At 55.0% G+C, this 20,448-nt stretch carries 17 protein-coding genes and 2 pseudogenes; 6 read left to right on the top strand and 13 right to left on the bottom strand.

Translation table 11 applies throughout. The annotated features are described in order from the left end of the window. Positions 1 to 234, top strand: a pseudogene (locus tag QJ48_RS35745) (ATP-binding cassette domain-containing protein); the annotation flags it as partial. On the opposite strand, the gene QJ48_RS08800 reads toward QJ48_RS35745, so the two are convergent. The 4 genes from QJ48_RS08800 to QJ48_RS08785 form a co-directional block, all read right to left on the bottom strand. Continuing rightward, positions 174 to 353, bottom strand: coding sequence for a hypothetical protein (locus QJ48_RS08800; RefSeq protein WP_054973257.1), 180 nt, complete (start codon positions 351 to 353; stop codon positions 174 to 176). The pseudogene QJ48_RS35745 and the gene QJ48_RS08800 sit on opposite strands and share 61 nt — an antisense overlap. A gap of 153 nt (positions 354 to 506) precedes the next feature. After that, a complete protein-coding gene (locus QJ48_RS08795) occupies positions 507 to 1,532 on the bottom strand; it encodes an ABC transporter substrate-binding protein (protein ID WP_054973256.1) in 1,026 nt (341 codons plus the stop codon). Positions 1,533 to 1,705: 173 nt separating this feature from the next. Next, entirely contained in the window at positions 1,706 to 3,277 is a 1,572-nt protein-coding gene (locus QJ48_RS08790) for an FAD-dependent oxidoreductase (protein WP_054973255.1), read from the bottom strand. Between the two features lie 135 nt (positions 3,278 to 3,412). Continuing rightward, a complete protein-coding gene (locus QJ48_RS08785; protein WP_054973254.1) occupies positions 3,413 to 4,969 on the bottom strand; it encodes a carboxypeptidase M32 in 1,557 nt (518 codons plus the stop codon). A 72-nt stretch (positions 4,970 to 5,041) separates the two neighbouring features. Here QJ48_RS08785 and QJ48_RS08780 point away from each other — a divergent pair, with 72 nt between their 5' ends. Beyond that, positions 5,042 to 5,386 (top strand): iron-sulfur cluster biosynthesis family protein, encoded by a 345-nt coding sequence (locus tag QJ48_RS08780; RefSeq protein ID WP_054973253.1) that lies wholly within the window; start codon positions 5,042 to 5,044, stop codon positions 5,384 to 5,386. Positions 5,387 to 5,429: 43 nt separating this feature from the next. Here QJ48_RS08780 and QJ48_RS08775 read toward each other — a convergent pair whose 3' ends face one another. The 4 genes from QJ48_RS08775 to QJ48_RS08760 form a co-directional block, all read right to left on the bottom strand. Continuing rightward, complete coding sequence (locus QJ48_RS08775; RefSeq protein ID WP_054973252.1) at positions 5,430 to 5,987, bottom strand: carbonic anhydrase; 558 nt, start codon at positions 5,985 to 5,987, stop codon at positions 5,430 to 5,432. A 135-nt stretch (positions 5,988 to 6,122) separates the two neighbouring features. Further along, a complete protein-coding gene (locus tag QJ48_RS08770; protein WP_054973251.1) occupies positions 6,123 to 7,574 on the bottom strand; it encodes a cell wall metabolism sensor histidine kinase WalK in 1,452 nt (483 codons plus the stop codon). Further along, positions 7,571 to 8,314 carry a response regulator transcription factor gene (locus QJ48_RS08765; RefSeq protein ID WP_237762852.1) on the bottom strand — a complete coding sequence of 248 codons (744 nt, stop codon included), beginning with the start codon at positions 8,312 to 8,314 and terminating at the stop codon, positions 7,571 to 7,573. The genes QJ48_RS08770 and QJ48_RS08765 overlap by 4 nt, the downstream gene beginning before the upstream one ends. After that, complete coding sequence (locus QJ48_RS08760; protein WP_054973250.1) at positions 8,311 to 8,853, bottom strand: DUF309 domain-containing protein; 543 nt, start codon at positions 8,851 to 8,853, stop codon at positions 8,311 to 8,313. Before QJ48_RS08760 ends, QJ48_RS08765 begins: the two co-directional genes overlap by 4 nt. Before the next feature lie 140 nt (positions 8,854 to 8,993). On the opposite strand from QJ48_RS08760, the gene QJ48_RS08755 reads away from it, so the two are divergent. The 3 genes from QJ48_RS08755 (at position 8,994) to QJ48_RS08745 (ending at position 11,814) form a co-directional block, all read left to right on the top strand. Further along, positions 8,994 to 9,428 carry a hypothetical protein gene (locus QJ48_RS08755; RefSeq protein WP_054973249.1) on the top strand — a complete coding sequence of 145 codons (435 nt, stop codon included), beginning with the start codon at positions 8,994 to 8,996 and terminating at the stop codon, positions 9,426 to 9,428. A gap of 27 nt (positions 9,429 to 9,455) precedes the next feature. Next, entirely contained in the window at positions 9,456 to 9,731 is a 276-nt protein-coding gene (locus QJ48_RS08750; RefSeq protein ID WP_036685355.1) for a YxcD family protein, read from the top strand. 148 nt (positions 9,732 to 9,879) lie between these two features. Beyond that, positions 9,880 to 11,814: a glycosyl hydrolase family 18 protein gene (locus QJ48_RS08745; RefSeq protein WP_193394414.1), complete on the top strand. Its 1,935-nt coding sequence runs from the start codon at positions 9,880 to 9,882 to the stop codon at positions 11,812 to 11,814. 243 nt (positions 11,815 to 12,057) lie between these two features. Here QJ48_RS08745 and QJ48_RS08740 read toward each other — a convergent pair whose 3' ends face one another. From QJ48_RS08740 to QJ48_RS08730, 3 genes are all read right to left on the bottom strand, one after another. Continuing rightward, positions 12,058 to 13,089: an iron ABC transporter permease gene (locus tag QJ48_RS08740; RefSeq protein WP_054973248.1), complete on the bottom strand. Its 1,032-nt coding sequence runs from the start codon at positions 13,087 to 13,089 to the stop codon at positions 12,058 to 12,060. After that, positions 13,090 to 14,133: an iron ABC transporter permease gene (locus QJ48_RS08735; protein ID WP_054973247.1), complete on the bottom strand. Its 1,044-nt coding sequence runs from the start codon at positions 14,131 to 14,133 to the stop codon at positions 13,090 to 13,092. A 301-nt stretch (positions 14,134 to 14,434) separates the two neighbouring features. Then, complete coding sequence (locus tag QJ48_RS08730; RefSeq protein WP_054973246.1) at positions 14,435 to 15,646, bottom strand: Tm-1-like ATP-binding domain-containing protein; 1,212 nt, start codon at positions 15,644 to 15,646, stop codon at positions 14,435 to 14,437. 245 nt (positions 15,647 to 15,891) lie between these two features. Between QJ48_RS08730 and QJ48_RS08725 the strand changes: the two genes are divergently transcribed. Next, on the top strand, positions 15,892 to 16,722 hold the full coding sequence (locus tag QJ48_RS08725; protein WP_054973245.1) for a phosphoenolpyruvate hydrolase family protein: 831 nt from the start codon (positions 15,892 to 15,894) through the stop codon (positions 16,720 to 16,722). Between the two features lie 21 nt (positions 16,723 to 16,743). Here QJ48_RS08725 and QJ48_RS08720 read toward each other — a convergent pair whose 3' ends face one another. Both QJ48_RS08720 and QJ48_RS08715 read right to left on the bottom strand, forming a co-directional pair. Further along, positions 16,744 to 17,967 (bottom strand): phosphoenolpyruvate hydrolase family protein, encoded by a 1,224-nt coding sequence (locus QJ48_RS08720; protein ID WP_054973244.1) that lies wholly within the window; start codon positions 17,965 to 17,967, stop codon positions 16,744 to 16,746. A gap of 103 nt (positions 17,968 to 18,070) precedes the next feature. Then, positions 18,071 to 20,220 (bottom strand): annotated as a pseudogene (locus QJ48_RS08715) (thioredoxin domain-containing protein). Between the last annotated feature and the right edge of the window lie 228 nt (positions 20,221 to 20,448).

The raw sequence follows: 20,448 nt of genomic DNA, 5'->3' as shown, positions 1-20,448 counted from the left end.
CTCGCCATCGCGCCGGGCGAATTCGTCAGTCTCATCGGCCCGAGCGGCTGCGGGAAGACGACCGTGCTGTCGCTAATCAGCGGCTTGCTGACGCCGACTTCAGGAACCGTGCGGGTGCTGGGCGAACCGATTCAAAGACCGATTCCGAGAGTCGGATATATGCTCCAACAGGATTATTTATTTCCTTGGCGGACGATCTTCGAGAACGCCTCAATCGGTCTCGAATTGCTCGGGCCGATGAGACTGACGAATTCGCCCGGCGCGATGGCGAGCTGCACATCCTGCAGCGCGACGAACGCGCCTTTGCGGTTAACATATACTTGTGAAACGCCGTCCAGCTCCACGGCATACATACGGCCACCCCTCCTTGTGCGTTTAGCCTGTGAGACAGCGGGAGTACGCGTGGCGGCCCTGCGGAGCGTCGTATCCGCAGCCAGACCTCACGCCCCTGCAACGGTAATCCCGAAGCGTCGCCGCGCCCTCGTTGACCATAGCGGCAGCATGCACTACTTCACATTTTGCTTCGCTTTTTCGGCAAATTGATTGTTGACGAGCGTCTTAAAATCGGTGCGCTTCTTGAGCTCCCCGGCCGCTTCCATCACATCCTGGAGGTTGTTCCACTCCTGTTCGTCGACGATTCCGTCGACGGCGAACGAGTCTTGGTCCTTATAGCGCTTGATTACGCTGCGGACGATATCTTTATCCGTGTCTTGGAAGTAGGGGGCGATGGCCGCCGCAATGTCATCCACGCTGCTTTGCTGCACCCAGTTTTGCGCTTTTTGCACGGCATTGGCGAATTTCTGGACCGTATCCGCGTTCTTGCCGATGTAGCTCTTTTTCGCCATGAACACCGTATAAGGCAGATTGCCGCTCTCCACCCCGAAGGAAGCGACGACGTAGCCTTTGCCCTGCTTCTCGAACATCGATGCCTGAGGCTCGAACAGCTGTACGTAGTCCCCCGTGCCCGAGACGAAAGCCGTCGGGATGTTGGCGAACTCCACATTCTGAAGCAGGTTCAAATCGTTCTGCGGATGGATACCGTGCTTCTTCAACGTAAATTCGCCGGCCATCTGCGGCATTCCGCCTTTTCGCTGGCCGAGGAAAGTCGTCCCCCTGAGCTTATTCCAGTCGAACGCTCCTTCGGGCGGCTTACGCGCCACGAGAAACGTTCCGTCGGTTTGGGTCAATTGCGAGAAATTGACCACCGGGTCGCCCGCACCTTGCTGATGCACGTAGATCGACGTCTCGGAGCCGACCAGCGCGACGTCGATCCCGCCCGACAGCAGCGTCGTCATCGTTTTATCCCCGCCGAAGGTCGTCGTCAGTTCGATATCGAGCCCCTGCTCTTTGAAAAATCCTTTCTCCATCGCCACGTATTGCGGCGCATAAAAGATCGACCGGGTCACCTCGCCGATTCGCACCTTTACCAGTTCTCCGCTCTTCTTCGGACCGCAGCCTGCGAGCGTCGCGCACGCCGTAAGCACCAGCACAAGCATAAGCACCGCCGCTCTACCCAGACGCCTTATTTTCATAGGCCAGTCCCTCCCTGTCAGCGTCTTAACGCATGACGAACTTTAGATATGACAGCATATGAACGCGCCTAGAAAATGGTGAGAGCGTATGTCTGTAGAAGCCAAAAAAAGGCCGTTTCCACGGACAATCCGCGGAAACAGCCTGGAAGCTGAATCTATTCCTATGAAGTTCGTTAAACGGCCGTTATTTTCGGCCATGCCAATTCAAAGCCTTGATTGACAAGCGCGTTCTGGAACGCTTCAAGCTTGGCCGGCGTATTCCGCACCTCGCGGGGCTGATAGCCGTTTTGCAGGCAGAAGGCGGCCAACGCCCCCGCAGCCTCTCCGATGTTCCACTCCACGGGATGCAGCCGGAAGCAGCCGTTCGTAATATGCGTCGTGCCGAGATTTTTGCAGGCCGGCAATAGGTTTTCCAGACGGACCGGGATCAGACTGCCAAGCGGGATTTGAAACGGCAGCGACGAGATGTCAAGATAGTTGCGGCCCGTCATGCTGGGATGCAGGTCGATCCGGTAGCAGCCGACTCCGACGGAATCCGGGAACGGCACTGCCCCCTGCTCACCGCGCACCGCTGCGCTTACATGCTGCTCCAGCACGGTGAACTCCGCGCGGATACGTCTGGACTCCCGAATGTACGGATATTTCGCCAATCCGTCCTCCGTACCGACGACATCCGGCCGCAGCCGCAGACCGGGGTAACCTGCCCCTCCGTCCGGGCGGGGAGCTTCCGTTTGTAGCCAGTACAGGAGCGACAAGCTGAGCTGCTTCGCCTGCCGCGCATGCTTCTGCGCTTCCTCCGGCTTCACGTCGTACACATTGCCGAGCCAATAATCGTTCTGCGACCAATTGACAATCGTGATATCGCTCGGAAACGTGCCGGACGCGAAATTTGCTTTGTCGACGATACGCCGGTAGTAAAAAAGCGAATATTTATCCGTACCCCAAAACAACGTGTCCTCCACAGGCTTCAAGGTGACCGGATCAGGCGATACCCAGCTAAGCTGCTTGTCCGGCCAAAAATCCGCCCGGTAGTTTCGCCAGAAGTTGTAATCCTTCGGTTTATCGATTACGTGGTTCTCGCCTTCCTTGTAATCCATGGCGAAGCAGTGGGTAAACGCCTGAATGTCCCGCGGATCGGGCGCGCCGTCCAGCGCATGAGGCTCGCCCGTCTGCCGCTTCGATTCGGCGCCCGTCACATATTCCGTGCAGGTCAGCGGAAGCAGCTCGCCCGTCTCGGTCGCATCCAAAATATACGCGGCGCGAATCGTATGCCGGTGACCCGTCTCCCCGATTACGGTAACCGACCGGACGCGGTCGCCGTCCGTCTCGGCTGCAACGGGCCGGTGCCGGGTCATGATAATGAGCCTGCCGCTGTGCACGTAGGGGGCCAGCATGTCTTGCAGAACGGCCAAATAGGCTCTCGGCTCCGCACCAAGCCGGCTCACGCCGCCGTTGCCGGGGTTCAAGTAATAAACCGAGCGCGCCTCTGCGGTCAGCGGAAACTTTGACTTATAATAGGCCCGCACCCCGTCGCGAAATTCGCGATAGCTGCGGGTGCAGCCGAATTGTTCGATCCAGCGGTGCTCGTCGGGCGGGACGGCCTGACTGGTCAGCTGTCCGCCGATCCAATCCGTCTCCTCGGTCAGGATGACCTGTCTCCCCATTCGGGCTGCCGCCAATGCGGCCGCGCAGCCTCCGACACCTCCGCCGATAATGGCAATGTCCGCTTGAAGTTCCTTGTGCATACACTGTCGCCTCCTTGTCGTCTGTTCCCTTCGGATGAACCAAAAATCGTCTTACATAAGAATAGACTGGAAAAACACCCAAAAGGTTACATCCGAGACCATAAAAAAACGGGGACCGTGTCCCCGCTTGTCGGATTAAAGCTTATAAATGTCGGAATATTTCACGCGCAAATAATCGACCAAGTAGGACGGGTTCAGCTCCTCGCCCGTCACCCGGGTGATGATTTCCGTCGGCGTCTGGCTTTTGCCGTATTGATAAATCTTATCCGCCAGCCAAGCCTTGATCGGAATCAGATTGCCTTCGCGAACCAGCTCTTCCACGTTGCCAAGCTCCTGCTCCAGCGTGCGTTTAATTTGCGCGGCATACATGTTGCCCAGCGCGTACGAAGGGAAGTAGCCGAACATGCCGCCCGACCAGTGCACGTCCTGCAGCACTCCTTCTCCGTTATCGGAAGGCACGATGCCGAGGTACTCCCGGTATTTCTCGTTCCACACCTCAGGCAGATCGGCGACTTTCACAGCCCCGCTGAACAGCGCCTTCTCGATTTCATAACGCACTATAATGTGCAAGTTGTACGTCAGCTCGTCGGCCTCGATGCGGATGAGGGATGGCTTCACTTCGTTCGTAGCGCGGTAAAAATCTTCGACGCTCACCTTGTCGAACTGGCCGGCATAATTTTTCTGAAGCTCGGGGAAATAACGGTTCCAGAACGGGCGGCTGCGTCCGATCATATTTTCCCAGAAGCGCGACTGCGATTCGTGGATGCCCATCGACGTACCCGTGCACAGCGGCGTGCCGAGCAAGTCCATCGAAATGTTCTGCTCGTAGAGCGCATGCCCGCCCTCGTGGATCGTGCCGAACAGCGCGCTGTTCACATCGTTCAGCAGGTAGCGCGTCGTAATCCGCACGTCGCCCGGGTTCAGGCCGGTCGCAAACGGATGGACGGTTTCGTCCAAGCGTCCCGCTTCGAAATCATAGCCCATCTGCTCCAATATGTATAAGCTGAACTTCTTTTGCTTGTCCTTGTCGAACGTCTGCTTCAAAAAGCCGGTTTCCGGCTTGTGAGCCGACTCCTGAATGGCCAACAGCAGCGGAACGACCTGCTCGCGCAGTGCGCCAAACACTTGATCGAGCTTCTCTACGGTCATGCCCGGCTCATACGCATCAAGCAGCGTGTTGTACTTGTGTCCCTCGTAGCCCCACAGCTCGATGAACTGCAGGTTCATATCGACGATTTTCTCCAAGTACGGCTGAAAGCCCGGAAAATCAGCCTGATGCTTCGCATCTTCCCAAGCCGATTCCGCCTGCGAGGTAAGCACCACATATTCCTGATACAGCTTCGGCGGAATTTTTTTGCTGCGGTCGTACTCCTTCTTGCATTCGCTTACAATTCGGCGGTCGATATCCGACAGCTCCGACTGTACTCCGGACGAAGCGAAGTAGTCCAAAAACGAGCCCATCTCGTCCGACACCGACATTTTGAACAGCTCGCCGGACAGCTCGCCGACGACTTCGGACCTTGCCCCAATGCCTTTCTTCGGCGCGCCTGTGCGCATGTCCCAATAAATGAGTCCGACGGCTTCCTCATAGCTTTTCATCTTTTTCAGATATTGCTTGAATTCCGTCAATTTGACTCCCAAATTTCCTGTCGACAACGGGCATTCCCCTTTCCAAAGATATACATTGATCATACTTCGTTCGCGGAGCAGAAGCAAATATCGCCGAAATGAGGTATGATAAAAAGGAAAGGAGTGTGACGTGAGATGCGAATCATCTTTACGGAAAGTGCAGTAGCGGAAATCCGGCGCATCCTGGACCGACAAGCGGGCGGACGGCTGAAGCTTGTCTATGATGCGGAGGGCTGCGGTTGCGCGGTCAGCGGCGTGCCGACGCTGTGGATTACGGACGAGCCGGACCGGAACGATTTTATCGTAGCGGGTGACCCGTTCGAAGTGCTGATGGACCGAAAGCACGAGGTATTTTTCGAGGAAAATATGACGGTTGACTATCAAGCGAGCGGCTACTGCTTTATCTTGAAAAGCAGCGGACAAATCTACAATGCGAACATGCGGCTGATCGATAAACGAAACGCCGTCGCGAACCGATGAGAAGGCTTTAGGGCCTTCTCATCTTTTTCGTTCCGGGAACGGCTTAGTAGCCGTTGACGATGACATCCAGCTTGCCGGTCGAAGGGTCGATGACCAGCCCGTGAACCGGGATGTCCGGTACGAGCGGATGGTTCTTGATAATATTCACGCTGCTTTTGACGCTTTCCTTCACATCTTCGAAGCCCCGCAGCCACCGTTCGAGGTTCAGGCCCGAATATTCCAGCGTCTTGAGCGTCTCCTCTTTAATCCCCCGCGCCACAAACTTCTCTTTCACGCGCTCCGGGTTCAAATGGTTCATTCCGCAATCGTGATGGCCGATGACCAGCACTTCGTCCGCGCCCAGCTCGTAAATCGCCACAATAATACTGCGCATGATACCGCCGAACGGAGTCGAGACGACGCCCCCGGCCGCTTTGATCATTTTCACGTCGCCGTTCTTGATATTCATGCTGGCCGGGAGCAGCTCAATAAGACGCGTATCCATGCAAGTAAGAATGACGAATTTCCGATCCGGAAATTTTGACGTTAAGTAGGGCTCGTACTTTTGCTCCTCGACAAACGAGCGGTTGTACTCCATGATCTGGGATAGTAAATTCGGCATTCGCAGTTCATCCTTCCTAGTATTACCTAATTTTATTTCGGTTTAGCCGGTTCCGAGTCGGTTAGGCTGACGTTTTTTTTAAAATCTTATCTTTTTTTTCGCTATTTCACAAGGGACTGGTTTCCAGCTGCCCTATCAGTTACCGAAGCCCCCCGGGGAGAGGAGCGGGAACGCGATCCGGAATTCCGTGCCCTTGCCGAGCTCGCTTGTCGCCGCAATCGACCCTTTCATCCCCGTCACGAGATGCTTGACGATGGTCAGACCGAGCCCGGTGCCGTCCGAATCGCCGGAGCGCGACGGCTCCGCCTTGTAGAACCGGTCCCAGATCCGAAGCAGCTCGCTTTCGCTCATGCCGATCCCTGTATCGCGCACGGCGATGACGGCCTCCGCTCCTTCGGTTGCAAGCTCGACGGTAATCGTTCCCCCGGACGGCGTGAACCGGATTGCGTTATATAACAGGTTGAGCAAAATTTGCGCAAACCGGTCCGGATCAAGCTCGCACTGCAGCGGCGGCGTTCCCGGCATCGGACCGATCAAGCGCATCTGCAGCCCTTTGTCGGAAGCGGCGCTCTGCACCAGCTCCAGCACCTCGCTCACCTTGGCCGACAACGCAATGGGTCGCGTCCGGAATACGTCCGTTCCGTTTTGAATGCGGGCCAGGTCTAGCAGATCGTCTACGAGCCGCTGCAGCCGCTGCACCTCATGATCGCATATTTTCAAATAATGCGAGAATTTCTCTGGCGGAATCACCCGATCGTTCATCGCGACGATCAGCCCGCGCAACGACGTCAGCGGCGACCTCAGCTCATGCGATACGTTGGCCAGGAACTCCTGGCGGTTGTCGTCCCACTGCTCCAACTGATTGACCATGAAGTTAAAGCTGCGCGCCAGCTCGCCTATCTCGTCGTCGGACGAGACCGGCACTCTCGTTGAAAAGTCGCCGTTCGCCACTTCAAGCGCCGCGTGGTTCATCTGCTGAAGAGGACCCGCCAGCTTGCGGGACAAGATGAAAAGAATGACCCCAACGGCTACCAAGGAGAACAGCAGCGGAACGAAAATATTCCAGCGGATGGCCTTTAGCGCTTCGCTGCTTTCCAGCGCAGGGACGAGCATCATGATAACAACCCGCTGACCGTTCAGCTCTGCGGGAGTGTAATAGGCCAGCAGCCCTTCCCCGCCGTACGGGCCGACTTTGTATTGCCCTGCCGAATACCCGTTTCCGCCTTTAAGTCCTTCGGCGAGCAGCGGCTCGAGCGGCTTCGGAATCGTCGTTCCCTCCCGGTCCGACGAGCCGTTCAAAACCGTGCCTCTCGCATCGACCAACCATACCGAGCCGTTGATGCTGCGGCCGATGATCCGGCTGCCGAGCCGCAGTTCTCTTGTGGAAAGCGCCCCCTCCTGATACGTAGGGAGCAGCTTGACGACTTCGGCGGAACGCGAGCGCAGCAGTTCTTTTTTGTCCTTATAGAAAAAATCCGTAAAGTAAGAATTCCAAAATACGGCCAAGCCTACGAACACGAGCACGCAGGTGGCGAGAAAGGAAAGAAAGATTTGAATATACAGGCTGCGCAGCCATCGTTTGATCATGTGCCGCGCACCTCGAACGAGTACCCGATGCCCCACAGCGTTTGAATCGTCCAGGCCTCATGGGAGCCGAGCTTCTTGCGCAAATTTTTCACGTGGGCGTCCACGGTCCGGGTGCCGCCGCTGAAATCGAAGTTCCACACGTATCCGAGCAGATCCTCTCGGGTGTACACCCTGCCGGGGCTGGCAGCCAAAAAATGCAGCAGCTCGATCTCCTTCGGCGTCAGGTCGACTCTGCTTCCATTTAAACATACCTTGTACTGATCCAGATCGACGCTTAAATTGCCGACTTCCAGCGGCTTCGAAGCATGCTCCGCCGGTGCCGTCGGAGCGGTTACCAGCTGCCCAGTCCGCCGCAGGACGGCCTTGATCCGCGCCACCATTTCGTTCGGGTCGAACGGCTTGACGATATAATCGTCCACCCCGAGGTTAAAGCCGCGCAGCTTATCGATCGACTCGCCCTTGGCGGTCAGGAAAATAATCGGCGTCGCACCTTCCGCTCCCGGCAGCTTGCGAATCTGACTGCACAGCTCGAAGCCCGATACGTCGGGCAGCATGACGTCCAGCAGCACAAGGTCGGGCGATTCGGCCTTCACCCGCTCCAGCACCTCACCGCCCCGGAAGTGCAGAATAGGGACATAGCCCGCATGCTCCAGATAAAGCCGAATAACTTCCACGATATGCGGCTCGTCGTCCACAACCATAATTTTGTGCAGCTCGCCGCTTAAGGACATCCGGCTCATACGCCGTCTCCCGTCGTCCTGCGCTCATTCCTGCGCTGCTTCTGCAGCTCCCGCTCCGCTACGACGCCGCTGCGGTCGCGAAGCGTATGCTTATGGATGAGATACGTATCGTTCAAGTCGCTGGGCTGTCCCCACTCGGCCTGCGCTTGAGCGGCGGCCTCCCGGCATAAGGCGGCGAGCGCCCCGTCCTGCAGCGGAATATCCAGATCGGTATAAACGAAATCAGCGTTATCCAGCTCACGCAGACGCGCCTGCAGACGCAGCCGGAATTCGGCCGCGTCGATGCCGAGCTGCGCCAACTGCTCGTCTTTGAACCGTTGGAGCGAGCTCGCAAGCATTTTGACCGCCCCGGCCCGATTCCCCCGGCGCTGATGGTAAAGCGATACGGCTACTTGAATCAGCCCGACGCAGGCCTCGCTGCAAGGATCTTCCGGATGCTCCTTCCAATATTCTTCCATCACCTCGTGGCATTCGAAATAATCGCGCTCCGCATGGAAGTGCACCAAATATTGAATATACGCTTCGGCATAGTTCGGCATCGCAACGTCCCTCTGTTCTTTGAAATGATCTTTTTATTTTCTATTGTAACAAGTTCGTTTAAATTCTGAAACCATCGCCCACATTATACGTAATAACCTATTGCAAGGAGTCTAATCTATTTAATGGAGGATGCAAAAAGATGTTGAAAAAGTTGTCTCTCATTCTGATGGCTTGTATGCTGGTGTTTTCGTTCACCGCGCCCGGTATGGTCGATGCCAAAGGGTACAAGTCTTCGAAAAAAAGCTACACCCCGAGCAGTTCCAACACCACGCAAACACCAAACAGCGGTGTCAATAAAACCGAGCCGGCCGCTTCCAAATCGCCAGCCAGCACGGCGGCTACGCCGGCAAAGAAACCGGGCTTTTTCAGCGGCGGTCTGATGAAAGGCTTGATGATCGGCGGTCTGGCGGGTCTTCTCTTCGGAAGCCTGTTCGGCGGCATGGGCTTCCTCGGCGACTTGCTCGGTCTGATGGTGAACGTGCTTGCGCTTGTCGTATTGTTTGTCGTCATCCGCAAAATTTTCGTCTACTTCCGCGACCGCAAGAAGTTCAAGGAAGAACCGAAGCGTTTCTAATTTGAGGATAAAAGAGGTTACCAAGATATGCGACTTTCGGAGCAAGATATTATCAATGCGATATGCCTGAATATCGCCGAACGAAAGCAGATTCATCCGACGCAAGTCGAAGTGGAGCTCATGTGGGACGAGGACCATGGCTTCTCCGCCGAAGTACACGCGGAAGGCCGCAGCCAGATCCTGATCGCCGCCAACATGCTGGAAGCGATCGAGCGCTACCTGCTCAAGGAGCAAAATATCCGCGTGTTCCGGGATCAAATCCAGCTCGTACTGGAAGACGAAATCGTTGCCGATATCGGCTGACCTTCCGAACGACCCTTCAAGCGATGGCTTGGAGGGTTGTTTTTTTGTCTCCAATGCCCCCCTCATGCAGGATTCTATTATTTTCCTCGCAACTTCGAGGCCTCTTCTAACGTTTAATAGAGTAGACTGACCAGAAAGAGGCTGATGCATGTTGAAGCGCAACACCCTGCTGACGTTGTCCGTTATGACGCTCTTCCTCTCCTCCGCGGGCTCCGTTATGGCAGCCGACAAGACATCCAAGTTCCGCGTCTATCAGGATACTACGATGCTGCTGGAGACGTCCGATTACAAGTCCGCCGAAAATCATGCCAGGCAGTTTGCGGACAGCCATGTCGAAGAGATCGGCACCCGTAAATGGGTATGGCATAACTACCCCCGCTACAAGGTATACCAGAACGGCTACAGCTCGTCCAAATGGGAATACGCCAGTCTGGATCAAGCGATGCGCGAAGCGTCCAATTGGGGACATGCCAGCGTACGCGACCTGCAGTCCGGCGGCTGGGTATGGAACAATTACCCGAAGTACCGCGTCTACCAAGGCGACGACATTACGATGGATTCCTGGAACTTCGAAACGTTGAACCAGGCGATCGCCGAAGCGAAAAAATGGGGTAATGCCCATATCGTCGAGCTCAGCACGCACCACTGGGTATGGGACAACATTCCGGCCAGCCGCAAGACGGAGCTGCGCAGCGGCAGCAAAATTTATCAAATCTATCAAGATACATACTCCGCTGAGAATTGGAAGTTTGCTTACTTAGAGGATGCCGTTAACGAATCGCTTAATTGGGGCAATTCAAAGATTGTGAACACCGAAACGGGCAAGGTCGTATACTCCAACGTCAAACCGTACAAAGTGTACCAGTTCGAAACGCTGCTGAATTCGTTCTTAAGCATTGACGAGGCGGTAGCGTACGCCAAGCAGTTCGATCATACCCGGATCACCGACGACGAAGCGGCGGGACTTAACGGCACCGCACGCGTCATATGGAATAATTATCCTTATTATCAAGTATTTCAAAAAGACAAATGGATTGCGGACTTCTCTACGATTGGCGGCGCGCTATCCTATGCCATGGGTTATTCCAACGCCTCCGTTCGGCTGTACGACGACGGGTCCAGCATCTGGAACAACCTTCGCGATCTGCAGTTCTGGGGCTGGAACGGAAGCTCCAGCGACACTACGATCCGCAGTCAGGTGAACAACACCTCGGGGCTGGATGTCGTCTCCCCCACCTACTTTCAGCTCGCCGACGGCTCGGGCAATTTGACCGACAGCTCGAACAAAGAAACCGTCGCTTGGCTGAAGAAGCAGGGGTATTCCGTCCATCCGCTTGTCAACAACCAATTCGATACGGCGATAACGACGCAATTTCTGGCCTCGGCGCAGGCCCGCGGCAAGTTCATTTCCGCGCTGGTCGATAAAGCCGTCGCCATCGGGGCCGACGGGCTGAACATCGACTTCGAGAGCGTCGCAGGAACGGACCGCTCCGCCTTCACGACGTTCATGAAAGAAATCACGGATGCGGCCCATCAAAAAGGACTTGTCATCTCGGTCGACCTGCCAAGAGGCAGCGCCGCATGGAATGCGAAAACCGCGTTCGAGCACGAGAAACTCGGCCAGATCGTCGACTACGTCATCACGATGACTTACGACCAATATTGGAAAGGCAGTGCCGAACCGGGTTCCGTGGCAGGTCTGCCTTGGGTTGAACAGGGCGTGCAGGAATTTCTGGCCTACGGCATTCCGCGCGACAAGCTGATCATGGGAATTCCGTTCTATGTGCGTGAGTGGAAGGTCGACAAATCCGGCAAGCTGGACAGCAACCGCGCGCTGCTGATGAAGGACTTGACCGGCCTCATCGATTCCAAGCAAGCGAAGCTCAGCTGGGACAATCGCTTCAATCAGTACAAAGTCGAATATGAGCAGGACGGCTTCAAGAACGTCTTCTGGCTGGAAAACGAAGAGACCGTCAAAGCGCGGATCGACATCGCCAAAAAGTACGAATTGGCCGGCGTGGCCGCTTGGCGTCTCGGTTACGATTCGAAGGAATTATGGAATATGATGATCCAACAGAAATAATAGCAAATACGCAAAAGACCGCCGGTCTCGTTCGGCGGTCTTTCCTATGAGAGTAAGACTTAAGACTTTTTAAGCAAATTCACGATTTCTTGCAATTGCTTCTCGATATCATGCGGCGTATAGCCGAACCATGTATCGAGATTCAGCATGTATACCCGGTTGTTTTTGACGGCAGGCAGGCAAACCTTGATCTTCTCATCCTAACAACTCTCCTCCGAACCACTGCTCTCGAGAACTCTTGATTTATCTCGCTCTGGCAAGCAAGTAAAGAAAATACGGCGCGCCAATGATCGCGACGACAATTCCGGTAGGAATCTCCGCAGGCTGGATAACGACTCGGGCGATCGTATCGGCGACGATCATCAGCAGACCGCCGACCAAGGCCGAGGCCGGAAGCAGCATTTCGTGCTTCGGACCGATCAGGCGCCGGGCCAGATGCGGACCGATCAAGCCGACAAAGCCGATGCCTCCCCCGACCGCGACGCAAGCGCCGGCAATCCCGACGGAGGCGGCAAGCAGACCGAGCCGTTCCTTCTCGACGGGCGCGCCCAAGCCGGTCGCCATCTGTTCCCCGAGATTGATCACATTAAGCACTCTGGCTTTATAAAACACATAAGGCAGCAGCACGATCAGCCACGGCAGCAGAGCGACGACAAACTTCCAGTTCGAACCCCAGATGCTTCCCGCCAGCCAGACGGCGACAAACTGGTAATTTTGCGGGTTCAACCGCAGCGTCAGCACCACCATTAAAGCGCTGATTCCTGCTGCGACGGCAATCCCGGTAAGAACCAGACTTGTCGGCGACAAGCCTTCGTGCTTCTTGTAAGCCAGCCCGTAGATGATGGCCGCGGTGACACCCGCGCCGACGAAAGCGAGAATCGGCAGAAATAAAACGGGCGCCGCCGTCTTCGACGGGAAAAACGAGATAAAGAGCACGACCATCAAACCAGCGCCTGCATTAATCCCCAGAATGCCCGGATCGGCGAGCGGATTGCGGGACAGCCCCTGCAAAATGCACCCCGAAACGGCCAAACCCGCCCCGATCAGCACCGAAATAACGATGCGGGGCAGCCGGAAATCGAACAAAATGAGCTCCTGCTTCGCCGTACCCCCACCGAACAGCGTTCGGATGACATCGAGCGGCGACAGCCGGGTGTATCCGGTGTTCATGCTGACGAGAAAAGCAAGCACAATCAACACGCCCAGAACGGATAAAACCGTGACGGCTTGAATTTTTTTGCGGCGTTCCGTCGCTCCCATTTTCACTGCTTCCATCTACAGTTCCCTCCTCTGCTTGCGCGCCAAGTAAAGGAAGAACGGAACCCCGATCAACGCGATCAAAGTGCCGATCGGTGTCTCATACGGCGGATTGATCATTCTCGCCCCGATATCGGCAATGACCATAAGCAAGCTGCCGAGCACCGCCGAGCATGGAATGATCCAGCGGTAGTCGACGCCGACCAGCGACCGGGCAATATGCGGAATGATAAGCCCGACAAAGCCGATCGCGCCAACCGCGGAGACAGCCGTGCCTGCCAGCACCAGCACGACAACTGCACAAGCCAGCTTCACCCAGCCCGTACGCTGGCCCAGCCCTGTCGCCACTTCGTCGCCAAGACTCAGCAGCGTAATGGACCGTGAAAGCAGCAAGGCGGCGATCAGGGCCGCAATGACCCATGGAGTCATGATTTTGAGCTGAACCCACTTTGTCCCGGCTACCCCGCCGGCATACCAGAAGGCGAGATCTTGTCCGATGTTGAAGTAAATCGCGATCCCCTCGCTGACCGCGACAAGAAGGGCGGTGACCGCTGCGCCAGCCAAAGCGAGCCGGACCGGCGTCAGACCGTTTTTGGACATGGACCCTACCCCGTACACCATAAACGCCCCAACGGCGGCGCCGAGGAACGAGTACAGAATCAACTGCATAAACGGCAGCCCCGGAAAAAAGGCAAAGCAGAGAGCAAGCACGAACCCCGCCCCCGCATTCAGGCCGAGCAGCCCCGAATCGGCAAGCGGATTGCGGGTCATCCCCTGCATAATCGCACCGGCAACGGCGAAGCAGGCGCCGACCAGCGCCCCGGCAAGCGCCCGCGGAAGACGCAGCTCCTGAATGATCTGATGCTGGGTAATGTCCGGATTAAACTGAAACACGGCTTCCCATACGGTGGAAAGCTGAATATCCGCCGCTCCGACGGAAACCGACAAGGCCAGCCCCACTAACAAAACAGCAAGTCCCGCAAACAAAACAATCGTTGCCGTTACCGGCCGGGACCGCAGCTTCGGTGTGGATTGGGGCGCAGCCTCCGTATGTACGCTCATGAGAACCATCCTTATCTTTGCTGGAATGAAGAGGTTTTTTGCCTCGTGCACCATGATACTGATAATCATTATCAGTAAATGATTATACATCCATTATCCATTTCCGTCCATACTTTCAAGCAAGTTTTGGATAACTATGCCAACGAAGCAAGAAGTCGTATCAAGCCCCTGCACCATGCCCTAAGCGAACAATGTGATGCAATCCGCACGAACGTCTGGGGTCGACCGCAATATAAAAAGCGGCCTTTCCGGGTCTGGAGCCTCTGGAAAATGCCGCTTCTGATCTTTTCGCTTATCTGATTTATTTTTTCATCAATTCGATTAGTTTCTTCGCCATAGCCAGAGCAAAGGCTTCGTCATTGACGTTATGCTCGAGCTCAACCACTTCGACACGTTCTTGGTCAAGATTCGTTCTTAGGGCGTCAAACAATGCTGCGTCCTCTTCCGGGCCATAAAAGGGCTGCCCCTCGGTATCGATCAACGAAACTCCTTTTAGAGGCAGGAATAACGCGCAAGGGCCGGTCGAGCGGTTCAGTTTGGAGGCGATGATTTGACCCAGTTGCCGGTTTTCTTCCACATTTGTTCTCATTAACGTAATGGTTGCATTATGCTTGTATAGATTTCGGCCTGCATACTTGTCCGGAACCGTATCCATGGCTCCGAAATTCACCATGTCCAAGGCGCCGGTCGATACAACCTGCGGAATACCTGCCTTGGCTGCAGCCTCCAAACGGCTCGGTCCGGCCGAAAGCACGCCGCCGGCCAACTCGTCGCACCACTCCGTTGTGGTGGCATCCAGCACCCCTTCGATAAAGCCGCTTTCAATCAACGCCTCCATCGCCATGCCGCCGCTGCCCGTTGCATGGAAAACCAGCACTTCATACCCTTGCTGCTCCAGGTATTCTCTTGCTTTATTTACGCAAGGCGTGGTCACTCCAAACATGGTCGCCGCGATCAAAGGCTTATTTTCCAATTGCGGCGGAACGCCCTTCGCCATTCCGGCAATGGCATAAGCGGCGTTGGCAAGAATGTTTGCAGACAACCGATTGATGCCCGAAATATCCACGACCGAATACATCATCGTAATATCTTTTTCCCCGACATAGGGTCTCGTATTTCCGGATGCAACCGTGGATACCATGAGCTTCGGGACGCCGACCGGGAGCGCTTGCATCGCATACGTGCCGATCGTCGTGCCCGCCGATCCTCCCAGACTGATCACGCCGGCAACTTCCTTGTTCCGGTACAGCTCTGCTATGAGAGACGCAGCACCCTTCATCATCACATCCATCGCATAGCCCCGGTCATCCTTCGCAACCAGTTCCTGAAGCGACGCCCCTCCTGCACGAGCGACCGTCTCGTTCGAAATGTCGGCATCCCAGCTCGTGCCGCCGATGACTCCCGTATTCATGACAATCGTGGATACACCCGTGCCTTCGATGATATTTTTAATAAATAAAATTTCCTTCCCCTTCGTATCGAGGGTACCGATAATGACAATTTTCCCCTTCATCGATGTGCCTCCTCTATATATTTTTGTGTGATTGGCGGCGCTTACATATCTCTACTCTACTATCGCAGAATCGGACGGACAAAAGAATAGATTTAGGTAACATCAAGTAGGACTATGATAAGCTTTTCGGTTAGACCCTACCATAATACTAATTGAAATTACAATAATCTATGGTTTCGCGCTGTACTTTCGGCCATACTGTCAGTACGGACTCATACTTAATCTTGAGAAATGGAGACGATATTATGCTTTCGACAAGACAACGTATACTGGCAGCCCTACAAGAAAAAGTCAAGCAAGGCGGCTACATTATCGGCGGCGGCGCAGGCACCGGAATTAGCGCCAAGTTCGAAGAAGACGGCGGTATCGATCTGATCGTCATTTATAACTCGGGAAGGTTCCGGATGGCAGGACACGGTTCTTTAGCCGGTCTTATGCCTTATGGGGATGCCAACTCGATCGTATTGGAAATGGCGAGCGAAGTTTTGCCGGTTGTGAAGAAAACGCCGGTTATTGCGGGGGTATGCGGTACGGACCCGATGCGGGTCATGGGCCGCTTCTTGAAACAGATCAAAAACGAAGGCTTTGTCGGCGTCCAAAACTTCCCTACGGTCGGACTGATCGACGGAAACTTCCGCATGAATCTTGAAGAGACGAATATGGGCTACGATAAAGAAGTCGAGATGATCCGGCTGGCGCATGAAGAAGATTTGCTGACGACGCCTTATGTGTTTTCCGAGCAGGATGCGATCAAAATGACGAATGCCGGCGCAGATATTCTTGTCATTCATTTAGGCTTGACGACCTCGGGAACGATCGGGGCCCAAACCGCCAAGACGTTGGACCAATGTGTCGAAGAGATTCGATCCATTGCGGCTGCGGCTATCCAAGTAAGACCGGACATTCTTATTCTGTGCCATGGCGGTCCGATTGCCGAACCGGAGGATGCCGCCTACGTATTGGAAAAATGCCCGGAAATTCACGGGTTTTACGGGGCAAGCTCCATGGAACGTTTGCCCACCGAACGTGCGATTCGCGAGCAAACGCAGCGTTTTGTCAGCTTGCGCAGAAATTAAGAAACGGCAATATCCCAAGGATCAATTCCTTGGGATATTGTTATTTTTGTGGGAGATTTCTTTCCACTCGCTCGGCGTCATGCCGGTTTCCTTTTTGAACAGCCTGCTAAAATAAGACGCATCCTCGTAGCCGACCTGCCGGGCGATGTCTTGAATGCTGCTGTGTTCCTTTTTCAACAAATCCTTGGCAGTGCCGATTCGCGTCTGAATCAACCATTCGGAGAAGCTGATCCCCATTTTTTTTCTGAAGAGCTGGCTCAAATAGTTGCGGTTCAGATGAAGCTCTTTGGACAAATGATCGAACGTGATCGGCTCATGGAGGTGCATGGTTACATACGAGGTGATGTAGCGGACATAGTCGGCTTGCTTGATCGCCGTGTGCAGATCCAATTGCTGTCTGAGCTGCTTGTTTTCCGACTTGACCTCCTGGTATTTCTTGAACAGCTCCGTCACCCGGATGATGCTTGCTTCCGTCGGGATTCTTTCGAAGCTGGACCCGCCGATGTAGCCCATCGCTTCCGTGTGGTTGTAGATGTACTCCGCATTTTCCGGGGAATTGACAGGTCCTCCATACACTAGCTTGAAAATATCCGGATTGACCATTTCCGCGGCTTTAAAGATTTTGTCGGATAGTGCTGCACTCTCTTCTAAACTTATGGCGAGCTTGACCCCCGAACTTCCGCCTTTGGTAAATCCAAGGTGTGCGCAAATGATGTTCGCCCCGGCAGCTGCCATCTTGGCAGCCTGTTCTTCATTAAAAACAAACGCAATGGTAAACAGACCCTTTTCGCTGGCTTTACGTATGGCGGCGACTTCCCTGTCGAACGATATCCCCGCTTCCTGAAGCGCTTCGCCAAACATACCGTCGATCAGTCCGACCGTCGGGTAATTGGTGATTCCTGCAAATCCTGCATCGCGGATCTCGTCCAAGTAATCGTCCAGCACAATTCCCGGATCGGTGGCGCATAAGCCAAAAATACACGGAATGGAGCTTACATTGCGAAGCACCTCTTGGATGCCTGTCTCCATGACCATCCGGTTACTGTTGCCGAAAGGAAGCAGGCTGGCCGTCGAGCTATACCCCATTAAGCGAAAACGCCCCGCATTCAGGACCAGGATAAGGTCCGCGCCGCCCGTTTCGGCATATTTGGCAAAAAGGCCGCAACCGACGGCTGCGCCTATAATATGTTTGTTTTGTTCCACCGCTTGGTTAAGCTTGTGAACAATCCTTTTCAGATCTTGCATGAGAGTCAGTCCTTTTTGTTAGTTACCTCTATTTTACCACCTCTCTGCTTTTCAAGGTATTTTCATGTAAAAAAGAGAGCCGCAGCTCTCTTGGACAAAGGTATTAATAGTCACTCTCGTCGCTGCCGTCCTGCAGCAGCTCACGCAGTTCCTCCAAGTCGCTCACGGGCGACTGGCAAGCATAGTTCTCGCAGACGTAGGCTGTCGCCCGTCCGCCGAGCGGCCGCTTGTCCTGTACAAGCGGGATCAAGCGCCCGACCTCCTCCGCCCCGGCACCGCTGGCCGGATGCAGAATCGTCAGTGCATTCGGCAGGAAGGCGCGGTGCACCTCGCGGACCATCGCCTGCGTCTCTTCCTTCGCCGGATCGCCGGCTATGACGATTTCCGACGGCGCGCCGAACGCAAAGTCGACGGCCATCAGGAACAGCGCGTGCCCGGACGGATACTTTTCCACCGATCCGGCGAACGCTTTCAACTGCTCCTCCGCTTTCTGAGACAAAGCCGCGTCGTACGTGTAGCGTGCAAGCTTGTGCAGGTTAAGCGCCGCGGCGGAGTTCCCCGACGGCATCGCGCCGTCGTAAATTTCCTTCGGGCGTGTGAACAGCCGCTCCCCGTCCTCCCCGTAGAAGAACAAGCCGCCTTTTTCCTCGTCCCAAAACAAGCGCAGCATGTCCCTGTTCAGTTCCACCGCTCGCTGCAGCAGTGTATGATCGAACGAAGCTTCGTACAGCTCGATCAAGCCCCAGACGAGGAACGCGTAATCGTCGACATACCCGAGGTAAGCTGCCTCGCCATCGCGGTATCGTGCCAGCAGCCTTCCGTCTTCACGGCGCAGCTTCGCCAGGATGAAATCGGCCGCTCTGCGCGCCGCCTCGGCATACTCCGGCTTGCGCAGCACTTTGGCCGCCTTCGCCAGCGCCATGATCATCAGCCCGTTCCAGGAGGTCAAAATCTTGTCGTCCTTATGCGGATGAATCCGCTGTTCCCGGTGGTCGAACAGCTTCCGGCGGGACGCTTCGAGCCGTGTCTTCAATTCCGTCACGTCCAATTGCATCCGCCGCGCGGACGTTTCCACCGTTGCATCGATCAGATTCGGGATGCTGTGTCCTTCGAAATTGCCCGCGCCGGTAAGATCGTACACCTGGCAATACAGCTCGCCCTCCTCTTCACCGAGCACCTGCGCCACCTCATCCGGCGTCCATACGTAAAATTTGCCTTCCTCGCCCTCGGAGTCGGCATCCTCCGCTGAATAAAATCCACCCTCCGGATCGGTCATATCGCGCATCACATAGGCGATAACCTGCTCGGCAATATCCGCGTACTTCCGCTTGCCTGTCGCTTGGTAAGCTTCAATATACGTCATCGTCAGCAGGGCGTTGTCGTACAGCATTTTCTCGAAATGCGGCACCAGCCACCGCTCGTCTGTCGAGTACCGCGCAAAGCCGTATCCGATGTGATCGTACAAGCCCCCGCGATACATTCGGTCCAGCGTATTCTCGACCATGGCCAGCGCTTTCGCTTCTCCCGTGCGCTTCCAATACCGGAGCAGAAACGACAAGTTGTGGCTCGTCGGGAACTTCGGCGCGTCCCCGAAGCCGCCGTAGGCCGGATCGTACACCTCTTCATATATGCGGTACGCGCGGTCCAGGATATCGCTCGACAGCTCGCCCTCCAGATTGGCAATCATCCGCTTCTGCGTTTCTTCGACGATCTGCTCGCCGATCTTCGCAACCTTCGCCGGGTCCTCCCGCCATTTGCCCGCGAGATGCGGTAAAATATCCAGGAGGCCGTGCCGCCCGTGTTTGCGTGCCTTCGGGAAATAGGTCCCTGCGAAGAACGGCTTCTTCTCGGGCGTCATGACGATCGTGAGCGGCCATCCGCCCCTCCCCGTCATCGCCTGGCAGACGGACATGTACAAATGGTCCACGTCCGGCCGCTCCTCGCGGTCTACCTTGACCGCTATGTAATCGCGGTTCAGCAGCGCCGCAACCTCTTCATCCTCGAAGGATTCTCTTCCATGACGTGACACCAATGGCAGGTAAAACTAGTCACACTTCTTTCATCGCATTAGCCCGAAGGCTAGGAATAGCCTATGGACAAGAATACCGGTTTGCCTTCGCGTGCAGATTTACTAAAAGCTTCTTCTCCCCACGGGAACCAATCTACGGGGTTGTGGGCATGCTGTAATAAGTATGGAGACTTCTCATTAATGAGCCGATTTGTGTAATTATGCTTCACAGTTTCATCACGCATTCTCTAACACTCCCTACATTTTGAGTATATCCCTTATTGAATTTAAAAACAAAAAGACAATCAATTTTATCTGTGTCGATTGTCATATGGTACTCTTCCTCATGCCAACTATACTAATCTACTGCAATCATCTAAGAATCTATTAGGGCCTGTCTTCAAACTATAAAACAAGCAAAAATAGTGGTAGAATAAGGATATGGGAAGGCGATACGAAATACACGATGAACA

The sequence above is a fragment of the Paenibacillus sp. A3 genome (assembly GCF_001399685.1).
Taxonomy (GTDB): Bacteria; Bacillota; Bacilli; order Paenibacillales; family NBRC-103111; genus Paenibacillus_G.
The sequence above is the reverse complement of the archived record's forward strand: the minus strand, read 5'-3'. Positions and strand labels throughout refer to the sequence as shown.

Bases quoted from the DNA above. Each gene is read 5' to 3' on its own strand.
- QJ48_RS08800 (WP_054973257.1), bottom strand. From the start codon at position 353: ATGTATGCCGTGGAGCTGGACGGCGTTTCACAAGTATATGTTAACCGC.
- QJ48_RS08795 (WP_054973256.1), bottom strand. From the start codon at position 1,532: ATGAAAATAAGGCGTCTGGGTAGAGCGGCGGTGCTTATGCTTGTGCTG.
- QJ48_RS08790 (WP_054973255.1), bottom strand. From the start codon at position 3,277: ATGCACAAGGAACTTCAAGCGGACATTGCCATTATCGGCGGAGGTGTC.
- QJ48_RS08785 (WP_054973254.1), bottom strand. From the start codon at position 4,969: ATGATCAATGTATATCTTTGGAAAGGGGAATGCCCGTTGTCGACAGGA.
- QJ48_RS08780 (WP_054973253.1), top strand. From the start codon at position 5,042: ATGCGAATCATCTTTACGGAAAGTGCAGTAGCGGAAATCCGGCGCATC.
- QJ48_RS08775 (WP_054973252.1), bottom strand. From the start codon at position 5,987: ATGCCGAATTTACTATCCCAGATCATGGAGTACAACCGCTCGTTTGTC.
- QJ48_RS08770 (WP_054973251.1), bottom strand. From the start codon at position 7,574: ATGATCAAACGATGGCTGCGCAGCCTGTATATTCAAATCTTTCTTTCC.
- QJ48_RS08765 (WP_237762852.1), bottom strand. From the start codon at position 8,314: ATGAGCCGGATGTCCTTAAGCGGCGAGCTGCACAAAATTATGGTTGTG.
- QJ48_RS08760 (WP_054973250.1), bottom strand. From the start codon at position 8,853: ATGCCGAACTATGCCGAAGCGTATATTCAATATTTGGTGCACTTCCAT.
- QJ48_RS08755 (WP_054973249.1), top strand. From the start codon at position 8,994: ATGTTGAAAAAGTTGTCTCTCATTCTGATGGCTTGTATGCTGGTGTTT.
- QJ48_RS08750 (WP_036685355.1), top strand. From the start codon at position 9,456: ATGCGACTTTCGGAGCAAGATATTATCAATGCGATATGCCTGAATATC.
- QJ48_RS08745 (WP_193394414.1), top strand. From the start codon at position 9,880: ATGTTGAAGCGCAACACCCTGCTGACGTTGTCCGTTATGACGCTCTTC.
- QJ48_RS08740 (WP_054973248.1), bottom strand. From the start codon at position 13,089: ATGGAAGCAGTGAAAATGGGAGCGACGGAACGCCGCAAAAAAATTCAA.
- QJ48_RS08735 (WP_054973247.1), bottom strand. From the start codon at position 14,133: ATGAGCGTACATACGGAGGCTGCGCCCCAATCCACACCGAAGCTGCGG.
- QJ48_RS08730 (WP_054973246.1), bottom strand. From the start codon at position 15,646: ATGAAGGGGAAAATTGTCATTATCGGTACCCTCGATACGAAGGGGAAG.
- QJ48_RS08725 (WP_054973245.1), top strand. From the start codon at position 15,892: ATGCTTTCGACAAGACAACGTATACTGGCAGCCCTACAAGAAAAAGTC.
- QJ48_RS08720 (WP_054973244.1), bottom strand. From the start codon at position 17,967: ATGCAAGATCTGAAAAGGATTGTTCACAAGCTTAACCAAGCGGTGGAA.